Origin of the sequence: Nitrosomonas sp. Nm58, from assembly GCF_900107335.1 — a bacterium.
Taxonomy (GTDB): domain Bacteria; phylum Pseudomonadota; class Gammaproteobacteria; order Burkholderiales; family Nitrosomonadaceae; genus Nitrosomonas.
In genome coordinates, this window is the sequence record NZ_FNPQ01000002.1 from 107,244 (window position 1) to 121,381 (window position 14,138).

Sequence of the window (14,138 nt, forward strand, 5' to 3'; positions counted from 1 at the left end):
TTAAACCCGAATATTTCATAAATTGGCACGTGCCCTCACTTGTCTTTTGATTAATAAGAAAGATTTTGCTCAGTCGGGTGTATGAATCACTACACCCCTCCTTCTCAAAACTTCCCTATTAATCAAAATCCTGCGTGATCATCACGCGAATTTATGAAATATTCGGGTTAACCGCTTGGAGAGGAGGGGGCAGCTAGGGAGGGGTATGTTCCTCTTAGCAGAACATGAGCGCTTTTCACCCTTAGGAATTTTATATGGTCAACCAAGCATCTGAAACGTTTTCACCCGTTTTGTATTTGCCTCATGGCGGCGGGCCGTTACCCATTTTGGGTGATAAAAGGCATGAGAAGATGGTTTCTTTTCTGAAGGAAATCAGAAGCAAACTGGGCGAACCGTCAGCGATTTTAGTCATCAGCGCTCATTGGGAAAAAGATCAAGCGACGATAATCAGTGGCAGTCATCCTGGAATTATCTATGACTACTACGGGTTTCCTGCGGAAGCTTATCAAATCCAGTACGCTGCACCGGGTTATCCCCAGTTGGCGAAGGAGGTGTTTGAGTTGATAGCAGCCAGCGGTATGCCAGTGAAAATGGATGAGCAGCGCGGTTTTGATCATGGATTGTTCGTGCCGCTTAAACTGATGTATCCGCAAGCACAGATTCCTTGCATCCAGCTATCATTACTCAGGAATTTAGATCCCGGAAAGCATATCGCGCTTGGAAAAGCCATCGCGCCTTTACGAAAGAAAAATATCCTGATTATCGGATCAGGCATGTCGTTTCATAATTTGAAGGCTTTTTTCTCGCAGGATGTTGACAGCAACAAAGAAAACGATGCATTTGATAGCTGGCTGATCGAAACATGCACCAGCCAGGCGATTTCGCCTGAAGCGCGCGAGCAGCGATTGATTGAATGGGAAAAGGCGCCATCGGCTCGATTTTGTCATCCCAGAGAAGAGCATCTATTACCGCTACATGTTTGCTACGGCGTCGCCGGTACCGGTACCCCAATCGCCCAAGTGGTATTTAACGAGGAAGTTATGGGCAAAAGGGTTACGAGCTTGCTGTGGCGGTAGCAAGGGACATTCCTTAACAAGGAAGCAAAACCCGGAATGATTGCTGCCAAGTCCCGCTGACCCCCGCTAAATTAGAATGCAAGGTATCGCTAACATTGCCACACTGCCTTAGTCAGACTGGTTTATAGTATTCCCTTGCGGTATAAAACACATAAATCCATCATGATGGCGATACCATAGTGCAGCATCACGCCTGGCCAGATGCTTTTGCTTTTCAGACTCATCGCACCCAGCACGACACCGGCAACAATTGCGCCAATCGTTTCAGGTAGCGGTTTACCAAAATGAATCATGCAATAGGGAATGGTCATGACAAAGATGGCATAAATCCCAAATTTTCGTTTAGTGCCGTGCAACAAAAATCCTCGGAACAAAAATTCAAGCGCAATAAATTGAAGAAAGTAAAACATCTGCCAAATTACAAAACTCGGATAAAGTTTCTCAGTTTTCCCTACATCATAAAAAGGATAACCTGCCATGAAGCTTTCCGTCCCCGAGAAATAAACAATTATGGGGATCATACTGATGATCATCAGAAGATAAGGCCTATAATTGCTGAAACTGTAATGAGGTGCCAAGCCGTAATCACTGGGCTTTTCTTTTATAACCAGCACAACTACCAGCAATGGGAGAATAAAATAAAACAAGATAATAGAGGACGCCCAGAATATTAATCGGTGCAGCTGAGCATTTGCATGATGCAGCATGGATGACTGGAATATGTTTGAGAGATCGTTTAATTCAATGCTTTTCAAAACTGATAATACAAAGCGGTAATCTCCCAAATAGCGATTAAAGGTTAGCGCCAACGCGACCACAATGCAGATCAGCGCTACTTTTAAACCGCCTTTTCTTGCTTGCCATTGTAATAATTTGGTAAAACTTTGATTTGATTGAGGGATAAAAAACCTGAGCATTTTTGTTTGGGGAGTAAGAAAATCTTATTCGAATGGTTTGTGCTACATAAATATTTACTTGATAGAGCGTAAATACATTCAGGGGCTTTAGGAAGTTAAAGCAGATTTAAATGTAATAATTTGAGTATTGCAATGCAGAGATTATCACGGCGATGACTATAACGAAATTCGGTTTCTTTCAGGGGAAAAAAGTGCGCTGAGAGGAAGTCATCGAGCAAAATAACGCAGATCAATTTTTGTATCAACTGTTTTGTATTTACCCTATAGACGCGCATTACACTCAACCATGAGTGAAGCTGAAAACAGCGCCCAATGTTCACCAATTTTTCGGGGAGAATGATGTGATGAAAAAAGTAATAGTCATTTTAGTCGTACTCTTATCTGCATGTGCCAGTGTCAGTGGACCGAAAGAGAAGCCTTGGATTTACGAAGAACCGATGGCGGGAAATCATTCCGCGCTTGCACGCTGTGTGGTGAGCAAGCTGCAATCGGATAGCAGGTGGTCAATTCGCATGTTGCAATTCAGCAATCGGCTCTATCCAGACATTGATGCATCCGAGGTTTACGCTTATGACATGAGGTTCCTGCCGGGTGTTTTTGCACGCAACTCGCCTACCAATCCAGATGCGGTATTTGATTATGCCGATCTGAGTCCTGAGGCTCTGCCCTATGGTCAACACGGTACTTACACCGGGCCCGACTATGCGTTTGCTTTGATGATTAAGAAGATTGACGACAACAGCGTTATGGCGACCCTGAAGGGAAGCAAGCATGTAGGCGGTATCGCCTGGGAGTATTTGCAGGCGTGCGCGCAGGTCGGAATCAGCTCTTAGCAACGGCGTTTCTGCTCAACTGAACAAAACTTTGTATTGAGGTCCTCCACAATCCAGACTGAACGCGTGATTCGCTGTTTCCTATTACAGAAAAAGATTCTGGTTTAATCAACAAAATAAAACATGTTTCATAGTTATGATGTGATCATCATCGGTGCTGGCGCAGCCGGGTTGATGTGTGCGATAGAAGCCGGAAAGCGCGGGCGGAGAGTGTGGCTGATCGACCACATGACAAAAATTGCGGAGAAGATACGCATTTCTGGCGGCGGGCGGTGCAACTTTACCAATATATATGCGCAGTCCCAGTGTTATCTTTCGCAGAATCCGCATTTCTGCAAATCAGCGCTCAAGCAATATACTCCGCAGGATTTTATCGCGCTAGTGCGCAAGCACGGTATTGCCTTTCATGAGAAAAAGCTGGGGCAGTTGTTTTGCGATGATTCCTCCAGGCAGATCATTAATATGCTGCTGACAGAAGCTTACCAGTCGGGAGTAAAACTGGAAATGCAAACGCGGGTGCTTGATATCGAGGCTGTTCCGGGGGGATATCGCATCAAGACCAGTAAGGGTGACCAGACTTGCGCTTCGCTTGTGATCGCGACGGGCGGCCTTTCTATCCCAAAAATCGGAGCAACCCATTTCGGGTATGAAACGGCCAGGAAATTCGGCTTGAATGTCATCAGGCCGCGGGCTGGGCTGGTACCACTGACCTTCGACGGGGCGCTGCTGGAACGGTGCAAGACGCTGAGCGGCGTTTCCATCGAGGCGGATGTACGATACAAAAAGCAAGTTTTTGCCGAGGGGCTGCTGTTCACTCACCGGGGCTTGAGCGGCCCCTCCATCTTGCAGATTTCATCTTACTGGCAGGATGGTGAACAAATTATCGTTAATCTGGTACCTGGTACCGATATTTTCAAATTTCTCAAAGACAGGAAACAAAGCCAGCCAAAGCTGCACGCGAGCAACGCGCTTTCGGAAATCCTGCCCAGGCGTCTTGCACAAAGCGTCTGCGACGAGCAAGCGTGCAATGGGCCGCTGGGTGGCCTGTCTGATACCAAACTGGCAGCAGTCGCCCGTGTTGTCAATGACTGGCATATCAGGCCGACAGGTACTGAAGGCTATCGAACGGCGGAAGTTACGGTAGGCGGGATTGATACCCAAGACCTCTCTTCACAAACAATGGAAGCAAAAAAACATCCTGGCCTGTTTTTTATCGGTGAGGTTGTCGACGTGACTGGTCATTTGGGTGGCTTTAATTTCCAGTGGGCCTGGTCTTCGGGTTACGCTGCGGGACAAGCCGTATAGCGTGAGCCGTAGCGGTAAATGAGCCCTTAGCTCATCTTTAACTGCTTCTGGGTAGTAACTATAGTGACTCGAATAAAAAGAAGGACATACATATATTGAGACCTTTGCAGCACATCCTGCCTGGCTTCACTCCGAGTCTGGTCATGGCGTCACTGTCCGCGTTCCCGCCTCAAGCTTCCGAAGAAGCGCTCTGCTACAGCCTTATCCCGACAATCACCCTGCCTGCTCATACGGCTGATTCCTTATAGTCCTAAAAAGCGCGCATCCTTGCCATTTATTGTTTAGTTTGGGCAGAAGTAAATCCATTATTGGGATCCGGCGGCGCGTTCCCTTTAATCTTTTTAGTGTGAATAGCGGTTGTAATGTGTTTGGATCATTAACACAGCAACCAGATCATATGGCTCTTTTTATTGATGTTCCTGGCGCCGAAGGATAAAAATTGTATGCATATGCATTATTGCCTACCTACTTGTTACCTCCTAGCATCATCTTGCAACAAAGCTAAGCTGGTTTGATCCGTATTTTACTTTATCAAACAGGGTGTTTGTTTTTCCTATACACCATTAACTTTTTAACATTAAGTTTAATTATGGAGGGTAAGGATTATGAAGAAACTCGCTGTATTTTTCGATGGAACGTGGAATCGTGAGGATCAACGCAATGAAAATGGGCAAGCTTGCCCCACGAATGTGGTCAAACTCTTCGAGGCGACTCTTCCCGCTGATAACCACGGTAATCCGCAGCTTGTTGAGTATGTGCGAGGAATTGGAACACGTCGTACTGAGCGGATCAAAGGTGGGGGATTCGGCTACGGCATCTCAGATAACATCAAGGAGGGTTACAGATTTCTGGTCAGCAATTATGAACCGGGTAATGCCATTTATATCTTTGGTTTCAGTCGCGGTGCCTATACAGCCAGAAGCCTTGCTGGCTTGATTCGCAACAGTGGTATTCTGAAACGCGATAGTATGTATCGGATCAACGAAGCGTATGCTATTTATAAAGATAAATCCCCGAAGTGGCATCCCAATGCGCCTGCTTCGGAGGCGTTTAGGCGACAACACGCCTGGGGTAACGAAACAATCAGATTCCTGGGCGTTTTCGATACGGTGGGTGCATTGGGTGCACCGTTTGGCATCGTTTTTAGCTGGATCGTTGCCAAGTTATTTAAAATCGGATTCCATGATACACAGCTGAGTTCCATTATCGAGAGCGCTTACCACGCTTTGGCAGTTGACGAGCGACGCTTGCCGTTTCTCCCGACTCCTATGGAATCTAATATTAAACGACATAATTCTTCAAACTTTGAACAAAAGTGGTTTCCTGGGGTGCATTCCAACGTTGGCGGCGGCTATCCGAATACTGGGTTGTCCGATTTAGCGCTTGAGTGGATGGCGAGCAAGGCGGCGTCTCATGGTTTGAGTCTTGATTTGCAAAGAATATCGAACCCGCCATTCAGCCCAAACGTGCAAGAATCGCCGGAAAGTTCTCAATCCATGCTGTACCGTATCCCCACTGTGTTATTTGTGAAGCTGCCAGGCTTGATAGGTCTGGTTCCTAAGAAATACAAAAACGCCCTGTCAGATATTCAGTGGAATGGCGACTACATCCGACCTATCCCCGATAAAGGAGACATTGCCCCATATATCGGAAATTCATCAAGTCAATTAGCGAAGCAATATCAGGGCAGCCTCGATGTTGCTATCATCCAGAAAATCAACCAATGTTCTGAGCAGTATCAACCACCCAATGTCTTAAGATAAGATAAACCTAAATTCCCCGTTAGCGCGAGCGGATATCCGCTTTGCTGAGAAGAATGCCGAACCGGACACTGGCTGCGCAAGCTGATAACGCAGCGTAACAAAAATGCTGCTGCAGTCGCACTGGCGAACAAGAACGTATGTGTCGTCTGGGTTTTGCCGGAAAATGACAAAATATACGAACAGGATTACATCCCAACAGCCCAGACTGCTGCATCGTAATCCGGTTAGATGGATGGGCGTATCAAAATGATGCATATCGATAGCAAGTTTAAGGAGTAAAGCTCAGTGTATGGAGTACGTGGTAGCAATAAGCTGCTACTCAGGGATTCCATCAGGGACAGAAGTAAGGTATCTCACGCAAGTCCGGATATAGCGGATATAGAGCGGCAATTTTTACCTTCTCAAAATCGTTGAATGAAAGTCCGCTTTTTGGGTTCCCGCCTACACGGGAACGGCAAGATTGGGCTTATTCAGAAACGCTTCAGTGACCTCACTGGCCACTGACTGATATTTCGAGTGTAATCATTTACTTTCTTCACGCAGCAAATGATCAGTAGTATTAGCCCGAATATTTCATAAATTGGCACGTGCCCTCACTTGTCTTTTGATTAATAAGAAAGATTTTGCTCAGTCGGGTGTATGAATCACTACACCCCTCCTTCTCAAAACTTCCCTATTAATCAAAATCCTGCGTGATCATCACGCGAATTTATGAAATATTCGGGTTAGAACTTGGGTTTATTTTTTGCTGAATTATAACGTTTGACGCCTGCCATAATCTCTGTCTTGGCTTCGTCAATACCCCCCCATCCTTCAATCTTGACCCATTTGCTCTTTTCAAGATCTTTGTAGTGAGCGAAGAAATGCGCAATCTGCGCACGCATGAATTCTGGCAGGTCTTCCAGAGATTTGATTTGCGTGTAAAGACTGCATAATTTGTCTATCGGTACTGCCACCAGCTTGATATCTTCACCGGCTTCATCAGTCATATGCAATGCACCGAGTGGTCTACAGCGCACAACCACACCGGTAATCAAGGGCACCGGCGAAATGACCAGGACATCTACTGGATCTTTATCTTCGGATAAGGTATGGGGGATGTAGCCATAATTACACGGATAATGCATGGAAGTAGACATGAAACGGTCTACAAACATAGCACCTGTTTTCTTGTCCATTTCATATTTGATGGGATCAGAATTCATAGGGATTTCAATGATCACATTGAAATCGTTGGGGAGATCATGACCTGAATCGACGCGGTCTAAATTCATTGGTAATCCTAGAGATAATAATGCGCTATTATACCGATAGGCGCTGATTATCAGAATATTGATTCCCGATAAACTTTGCTTCCTTAAAGAATGCTACGTTAACTTAGTTATGATGCGCATGTTACTTAAACTGGTGATCTTCATTGCAGCCAGCTACGCGGCATTGCTGCTATTGGTATTTTTCGCGCAATCGCATCTCATCTATTTTCCGCAAACCGGACGTGACATTGCCATTACGCCGGCCCAGGATGGGCTTGCTTATGAGGCGGTGAAGCTTACCACGAGTGATAATGAAACCCTGCATGGCTGGTTTGTGCCCGCTCCCTCTGCTGCAAAGGGAACCATTCTTTTCTTTCACGGGAATGCAGGCAATATTTCCCATCGAATGGATTATTTGCTGACGTTTTATCGGCTGGGTTATAGCACGTTCATTTTCGATTACCGTGGTTATGGCAAAAGCAGTGGCTCACCATCAGAATCAGGCACTTATCATGATGCATCGGCGGCATGGCAGTACTTGACCGAGATAAAAGCGATTCCGCCTTCTCGTATTGTGCTATTCGGTGAATCGCTTGGTGGGGCCATCGCAGCATGGCTTGCCACACAGCAAGAACCCGGCGCATTGGTATTGGCATCCGTACTGACTTCGGTGCCCGATCTGGCAGCGGAATTGTATCCTTTCCTGCCGGTGCGCCTACTGTCCCGTTTTCAATACCGTACGATCGACTATTTGCCGTCTATTACTTGTCCGGTGCTGGTCGCGCATAGTCCGCAAGATGAAATCGTGCCGTTTTCGCACGGCCAGGCGCTCTTTCAGGCAGCATCCGAACCGAAGCAATTTCTGACATTGCAGGGTGGGCACAATGAAGGCTTCATTTTTACCCGCAAGGAATGGGCCATGTCACTGGATGAATTTCTCATCACAAGCTTGGGGGCGCCCTAACAAGGGCAGATCAACGAATATATTTTTAGCGGATTTTTGCTTATTTTTTGGAATCTTCTCTTAACCCGAATATTTCATAGATTGGCACGTGCCCTCACTTGTCTTTTGATTAATAAGAAAGATTTTGCTCAGTCGGGTGTATGAATCACTACACCCCTCCTTCTCAAAACTTCCCTATTAATCAAAATCCTGCGTGATCATCACGCGAATTTATGAAATATTCGGGTTAATGTGTGTTGGTTCTCCAGCATTCAGCATCTAAAGTAATGCTTGCAAGATTAACTTTTATTCATTGAGGCGGTCTTATTCAGTTCAGTTAGTCCGAATAAAAGGAGGTTCAGATGAAATTGCGTCATTTCATAGCTATGGTATGCCTGCTCATATTTAGTAGCGGGGCGTTTGCGTATCGTTGTTCGATCGATATGAGAAAAATTGATGAGGCTTTGGCAAAAAAACCGGCAATCACTGAAGCTCAAGAAACTGAGGTCAGGAAGTTGCGCGCTGAAGGTGAAACCTTACATGAAAAGGGAAAACATCAAGAAGCACTGGAAACCCTGCATAAAGCAATGGAAATATTGGGTGTTCAGTAAAAATCTGATGAACGGGGAAATAATGGCACTGAATGAAAGTGCCTAACATTCTGGGAAAAAGTGAAAATCAATGACGCAAACTTATTTTGATCATAATGCGACCACCGCAGTCGATGAAACCGTATTGGAAGCCATGCTGCCGTATTTCCGGCTGGCTTATGGCAATGCGTCCAGCCGTCATGCGTATGGAATGGTCGCGCGCCGTGCGATCAATCAGGCACGCGAGCAAGTCGCGCAGGCTGTCGGGGTGCAGCCGTCACAGATCATCTTTACGAGCGGCGGATCGGAGGCAAACAATCTTTTCATCCGCGGGGTGGCAGATTATTTGAAGCCTTCGCGCGTGGCCGTCAGCGCGATCGAGCATCCCTGTATCAGGCGGCCAGCACAGGAGTTGGCGCGAAGAACGAGCGAACGATGGCAATTGCGCCAGTTGGCAGTGAATGAATTGGGTCAGGTGAGATTGGATGATGCAGCAAGCGCCTTGGCTGACCAGCCAGCGATGGTATCGGTGATGCTGGCAAACAATGAAACCGGCGTGATTCAGGAGGTGGCTGCCATCGCGGACATGGCCCGATCACAAGGCGCCTGGATGCATACCGACGCAGTTCAGGCGTTCGGCAAAATTCCAGTTGATTTCACCGAACTGAAAGTGCATGCGATGACCATTTCCGCTCATAAAATTTATGGGCCCAAGGGCGCAGCCGCATTGATCATTGACAAGCGATTGCTACTTAAGCCACTTATTTATGGCGGAGGGCATGAAAACGGCTTGCGTTCAGGTACTGAGAATGTGCCGGCGATCGTTGGTTTCGGTGTTGCCTGTGAGCTGGCCGGGTCACGCATGCACGATCTTTCCGTACGCTTGACTGGGTTGCGTGACTACCTCGAACGCGGGTTAATAGAAATGGGTGCGACGATTTTCGGATGGGGTGCGCCGCGCTTACCGAATACCTGCTATTTTGCGCTGCCGGAGATCGAAGGTGATACTTTGGTTGTGCGCCTGGACAAGGCGGGTTTTGCGGTAGCCAGCGGGGCGGCCTGTTCCAGTGTGACTCCGGGACAGAGCCACGTGCTGGAAGCGATGGGGGTTGAGCCCATGCTTGCGCGTTGCGCGGTAAGAGTAAGCCTGGGCGATGACAATACCATGACTCAAGTCGATGATTTTCTGAAGGCCATTGGCAAAATCGCCGAAGAGCTGAAGCGTTTGAACGGGATGATGATTTGATTCGTTCCTGTGAAAAATGCTGTTGTGTTGAGTGGTCGAGACTGCTATCAAATTAAGGAAAATCCGATGTTTTCAAGTAGAATAACTTCCCGATATTAATATTTTTACGCAGCAAAAATCATCAGAAGGTGAACAATGCGGCAAATGATGCTATGACTGACAATAAAAGCTTAGGTCCTGTTAAAGCCATTGTTTTGAGTGCGGGACAGGGGCGGCGATTACTTCCCCTGACTGAAAATACCCCCAAGTGCTTGTTACCCGTTTTTGGCAAGCCCGTGATCGCATGGCAGATCGATGCTTTGTTGCAGGCAGGAATTGAGGACGTGACAGTGGTGGTCGGTTTCCAGGTTGGAAAGGTGGAAGCATTACTAGCGGAGCGTTATGCCGATTATCCTCAAGTCAAAACACGGTTCAATCCTTTTTTTGAGGTGGCGGATAATCTGGCCAGTTGCTGGATTGCGCGTGATGAGATGACCGATAATTTTCTGTTGCTGAATGGCGATACCCTTTTTGACGCGGGCTTATTGTCGCGTGTGCTGGAAGCTGAGAGGGCGCCTATTACGCTTTGTGTAGACTTCAAGGAAGCATACGATGAAGATGACATGAAAGTGCAGCTGGATGCTGATGGATGGGTTAGGCATGTCAGTAAAGTGCTGACAGCAGAGCAAACGAATGCTGAATCCATCGGGTTGATCCATTTTCATGAACAGGGCGCTCAGCTTTTCCAGGATGCCGTTGAACGCGCCTTGCGGGATCCGGCCAAGCTTAAATCCTGGTATCTCACCATCATTGATATGCTAGCTCAGCAACGATTGGTGAATGCTTGCTCCGTGCAGGGATTCAAATGGTGTGAAATTGATTTCATTGATGATTTGCGCAGAAGTGAAACGTTGTTTGCGTTGCAGGGCGGGGTATCGAAGAAAGCGAACCAGGCGGAGAGCGCTGTATCCGATAATGTATCATCTACCGCAATCTAGCTTATGGCGATAACCGTTTTTAATGGCACCATGCAGAAATTTGGCGCCCCGGCGACCATCATTCACCAGTGCCCGCATTGGAGCGTCCTGCTGCGTCCTGCGCAACTTACCTTGGGCGCATTAGTACTCGTCGCCCATGAACCAGTGCAGGCATTTTCTGAATTGAGCCCGGCGAGTTTTATGGCGTTGCACCAGATGACCGGGCAGATCGAGTCTGCGCTGAAAAAAGCGTTTAATTACGACAAGCTGAACTACCTGATGTTGATGATGGTTGATCCAGATGTGCACTTCCACGTAGTTCCGCGTTATGCTCATCCAAAGCAGTTCAGTGGTCAAACATTTATGGATGCCGGCTGGCCAGGTGTTCCTAACTTCGGGCAAATCAATAACACTGATAGCGCGACTAACCAACTGATCATTGAATACATTAAGGCCTGCTGGGAATAAACAAGATAAGATGTCTGATAGCAATTTGCCTGTTGATTTTCCATTGCACGAGGCCCATGCGCTCGTGCGCGATCTGATGACGCCCAATCCATGGATATACTGGCTGGATTTTCTGTTTCATATTACGCTGAGTTGGACTGCGTTCGTAATCGCGCTACATAGCTCATTTTTCTCCATTTGGCAGCTTCTCGCATGTAGTGTCGCAGTATTGGCTTTTTATCGGTCGGCAATCTTTGTCCATGAACTGGCTCATCTCAAGAAAGGAACGTTCACAGTATTTCGTCTGGCGTGGAATCTAATCTGCGGTATTCCCCTGATGATTCCATCGTTTACTTATGATGGTGTCCATAACGATCATCACAAACGCGATGTGTACGGCACCAGCAAGGATGGTGAATATCTGCCGTTCGCAACGCAACGGCCCGGTGAGATGGTACGTTATGTGCTGCTGTCATTCATCCTGCCGCTGTTGCTGGTCGCTCGTTTCCTGCTGTTGACACCGCTATCCTATTTGATTCCTCCGTTGCGTAAGCTGGTCTGGGAACGGGCTTCTTCTCTGACGATTAACCCCAATTACAAGCGAGCAGCCAACGCTGTGCGTAATGATCACAACTGGCGCTTACAGGAATTCGCCACGTTTATGTTTGCACTGATGGTTGTTACCAGTGTTGCCCTCGGCGTTCTGTCTTACCAGGCGTTGGTGCTGTGGTATGTCATTGCTGTGTTGATTTTCATCCTGAATTCATTGCGCACCTTGGCGGCGCATGCTTATCGCAATCCGGGCGATCGTACCCTGGGACTGGCTGAGCAGTACCTGGATTCAGTCAATATCCCTGGAAATTTCATCACGGGCCTTTGGGCGCCGGTGGGATTGCGTTATCACGCCACGCATCATCTCTTCATGAGCCTGCCCTATCACAACCTGGGCAAGGCGCAGCAACGCCTTGTGCGCGGGCTGAACGACAATACCCTGTATCTGCAAACGGTGCGCAAGGGACTGTGGGATGCCCTGGCACGCATCTGGAAAGAAGCTGCCGCATCAACCCGTTAGAAACGATCAAGGAATATCCTCCATGAGTGAGCAACGGGCGATAACACGACTTATCCTCTTGCGCCATGGGCAGAGTATCTGGAATAAGGATAAGCATTTTACCGGTTGGAGTGATGTGGCGCTGAGCCCAAAAGGTGAACAGGAAGCGGAGCGATCAGGCCGTTTGCTGAAGGAAGCGGGTTATACCTTTGATATCTGTTTTACTTCGGAGCTGCAGCGTGCGACGGATACCCTCAAGATCGTGCTGGCGGCAATGGGACTGAAGGGAATACCCATTCGACAAGACTGGCGATTGAATGAGCGTCATTATGGCGCGTTGGAAGGGTTGCGCCGCTGGCAGGCGATCAGGCAATTTGGCATCTGGCCGGTACTGGGCACTCAGGTCTGCTTTGCCGCCGCGCCGCCTTCCCTTGAGCTGAGTGATGCGCGTTTTCCCGGCAATCAGGCACGCTATGCAGAGATCGATAAATCGCTGCTGCCCCTGGCAGAAAGCATAGAACAAACCGTGCAGCGCGTGTTGCCCCTCTGGCAACAAACGATTTTACCGGAGATTCAGCAAGGGAAACGGGTACTGATTGTTTCGCACAAAAATCTATTACGCGCCCTGATGATGCAACTCGCCAACCTCTCGCAAAGGCAAGTCATGAAGCTCTCTATCGCGACCGCCCAGCCGCTGTGTTTTGAGCTCGACAACAAGCTAAATCTGGTCAGGTACTATTATGTGCATCGAGAAAAAGGGTGAATCAACTATCCCCAATTCAGATGCGTTCAATTGGGTAATTGGTCCTGCAACGCAGTGCATTAGTTTAATCGCTGAGGAAACCAGGGTGGCGTCGCTGCTACAACGTGCCATAGCCGCGCTTGCGCACCTAGATCCGCTGCTTGACATCGCACGTTAAATCATGCCAGCCTTTGAATTCAAACTGCTGCCCCCAGCGGAGGCCATCGAATTCTTCCGCCAGAAAGGCTTCCTGATCGGATTCAGTTGGGAAGACGTCTGGCAGCAGGAGCACCAGGCTGCGTTCACCGTCGCCAAGGCCATGCAGATCGACATCCTGCGCGATATCCGCGAGGTAGTTGATGCTGCATTGGCTGAAGGGACAACCTTTGAGCAGTTCCGCAAAGACCTGGCTCAACTGCTCATGGAAAAAGGCTGGTGGGGCCGCGCTAACATAGCCGATCCTGTTACTGGAGAAGTAAAGAACGTTCAACTTGGCAGCACGCGCCGCCTGAAGGTGATTTATGACACCAACCTGCGCACTGCCCACAGCGAGGGACAATGGGCGCGCATCCAGCGCAATAAGGACACCTTTCCTTATCTCAAGTATGACGCCAACAACTCAGAGCATCCGCGCTTAGAGCATTCCGCCTGGGATGGGCTGGTGTTGCCAGTGGATGATCCTTTCTGGCAGGCGCATTACCCGGTCAAGGCATGGGGCTGCAAATGCGGTGTGATACAACTGGATGAAGACACGCTGGATGAACTGGGCTTGAAACCTGCCGAACCACCGCAGGAGGAAACCTACACCTATATCAACAAGCGCACCGGTGAAGTGCAGCGCATCCCGAAGGGGGTTGATCCCAGCTTCAACTATCCGCCAGGGGGCGATTGGGAAATCTGAATAAGATGCTCGCTGATAAAATTGATCGCCTGCCGGATGACTTCAAAACTGCGGCAAATGAGCAAAGCAAAAAAGCGGGGATTTAAGCGGTTTTCTGTGTTACTGGCTACTTTTA

Annotated in this window: 14 protein-coding genes and 1 pseudogene; 12 read left to right on the forward strand and 3 right to left on the reverse strand. The window is 48.1% G+C overall.

Annotation, left to right across the window (positions count from 1 at the left end):
* The first annotated feature begins 254 nt into the window (after positions 1–254).
* Positions 255–1,076: a DODA-type extradiol aromatic ring-opening family dioxygenase gene (locus BLW34_RS02140; RefSeq protein WP_090574984.1), complete on the forward strand. Its 822-nt coding sequence runs from the start codon at positions 255–257 to the stop codon at positions 1,074–1,076.
* A 122-nt stretch (positions 1,077–1,198) separates the two neighbouring features.
* Here the strand turns inward: BLW34_RS02140 and BLW34_RS15955 are convergent, their stop codons facing one another.
* Entirely contained in the window at positions 1,199–1,597 is a 399-nt protein-coding gene (locus tag BLW34_RS15955) for a CPBP family intramembrane glutamic endopeptidase (protein WP_177165923.1), read from the reverse strand.
* A 491-nt stretch (positions 1,598–2,088) separates the two neighbouring features.
* Positions 2,089–2,184: pseudogene (locus BLW34_RS15420) on the reverse strand (IS1595 family transposase); the annotation flags it as partial.
* Positions 2,185–2,337: 153 nt separating this feature from the next.
* Between BLW34_RS15420 and BLW34_RS02155 the strand changes: the two are divergent.
* The 3 genes from BLW34_RS02155 to BLW34_RS02165 all read left to right on the forward strand — a co-directional run bounded on the left by BLW34_RS02155 (position 2,338) and on the right by BLW34_RS02165 (position 5,894).
* Positions 2,338–2,826 (forward strand): hypothetical protein, encoded by a 489-nt coding sequence (locus tag BLW34_RS02155; protein ID WP_090574992.1) that lies wholly within the window; start codon positions 2,338–2,340, stop codon positions 2,824–2,826.
* 123 nt (positions 2,827–2,949) lie between these two features.
* On the forward strand, positions 2,950–4,131 hold the full coding sequence (locus BLW34_RS02160) for a BaiN/RdsA family NAD(P)/FAD-dependent oxidoreductase (protein ID WP_090574995.1): 1,182 nt from the start codon (positions 2,950–2,952) through the stop codon (positions 4,129–4,131).
* Between the two features lie 605 nt (positions 4,132–4,736).
* Positions 4,737–5,894, forward strand: a complete 1,158-nt coding sequence (locus tag BLW34_RS02165; protein WP_090574998.1) for a DUF2235 domain-containing protein — start codon at positions 4,737–4,739, stop codon at positions 5,892–5,894.
* Positions 5,895–6,619: 725 nt separating this feature from the next.
* Here the strand turns inward: BLW34_RS02165 and ppa are convergent.
* Positions 6,620–7,168, reverse strand: a complete 549-nt coding sequence (gene ppa, locus BLW34_RS02170) for an inorganic diphosphatase (RefSeq protein WP_090540006.1) — start codon at positions 7,166–7,168, stop codon at positions 6,620–6,622.
* A 118-nt stretch (positions 7,169–7,286) separates the two neighbouring features.
* On the opposite strand from ppa, the gene BLW34_RS02175 reads away from it, so the two are divergent.
* The 8 genes from BLW34_RS02175 to BLW34_RS02215 all read left to right on the forward strand — a co-directional run bounded on the left by BLW34_RS02175 (position 7,287) and on the right by BLW34_RS02215 (position 14,023).
* The gene (locus BLW34_RS02175; protein WP_256203535.1) at positions 7,287–8,111 is read left to right on the forward strand and encodes an alpha/beta hydrolase; all 825 of its coding nucleotides are present in this window, start codon (positions 7,287–7,289) and stop codon (positions 8,109–8,111) included.
* A gap of 341 nt (positions 8,112–8,452) precedes the next feature.
* Positions 8,453–8,701 (forward strand): hypothetical protein, encoded by a 249-nt coding sequence (locus tag BLW34_RS02180; RefSeq protein ID WP_090540011.1) that lies wholly within the window; start codon positions 8,453–8,455, stop codon positions 8,699–8,701.
* A gap of 70 nt (positions 8,702–8,771) precedes the next feature.
* A complete protein-coding gene (locus BLW34_RS02185; RefSeq protein ID WP_090575001.1) occupies positions 8,772–9,926 on the forward strand; it encodes a cysteine desulfurase family protein in 1,155 nt (384 codons plus the stop codon).
* A 152-nt stretch (positions 9,927–10,078) separates the two neighbouring features.
* Positions 10,079–10,903: a phosphocholine cytidylyltransferase family protein gene (locus tag BLW34_RS02190; protein WP_090575137.1), complete on the forward strand. Its 825-nt coding sequence runs from the start codon at positions 10,079–10,081 to the stop codon at positions 10,901–10,903.
* 3 nt (positions 10,904–10,906) lie between these two features.
* Entirely contained in the window at positions 10,907–11,350 is a 444-nt protein-coding gene (locus tag BLW34_RS02195; protein ID WP_090575004.1) for an HIT family protein, read from the forward strand.
* A gap of 10 nt (positions 11,351–11,360) precedes the next feature.
* The gene (locus tag BLW34_RS02200; RefSeq protein WP_090575007.1) at positions 11,361–12,401 is read left to right on the forward strand and encodes a fatty acid desaturase family protein; all 1,041 of its coding nucleotides are present in this window, start codon (positions 11,361–11,363) and stop codon (positions 12,399–12,401) included.
* A gap of 22 nt (positions 12,402–12,423) precedes the next feature.
* Positions 12,424–13,143 (forward strand): 2,3-bisphosphoglycerate-dependent phosphoglycerate mutase, encoded by a 720-nt coding sequence (locus BLW34_RS02205; RefSeq protein WP_090575010.1) that lies wholly within the window; start codon positions 12,424–12,426, stop codon positions 13,141–13,143.
* A 160-nt stretch (positions 13,144–13,303) separates the two neighbouring features.
* The gene (locus BLW34_RS02215) at positions 13,304–14,023 is read left to right on the forward strand and encodes a phage head morphogenesis protein (protein WP_090575016.1); all 720 of its coding nucleotides are present in this window, start codon (positions 13,304–13,306) and stop codon (positions 14,021–14,023) included.
* Positions 14,024–14,138: the final 115 nt, after the last annotated feature.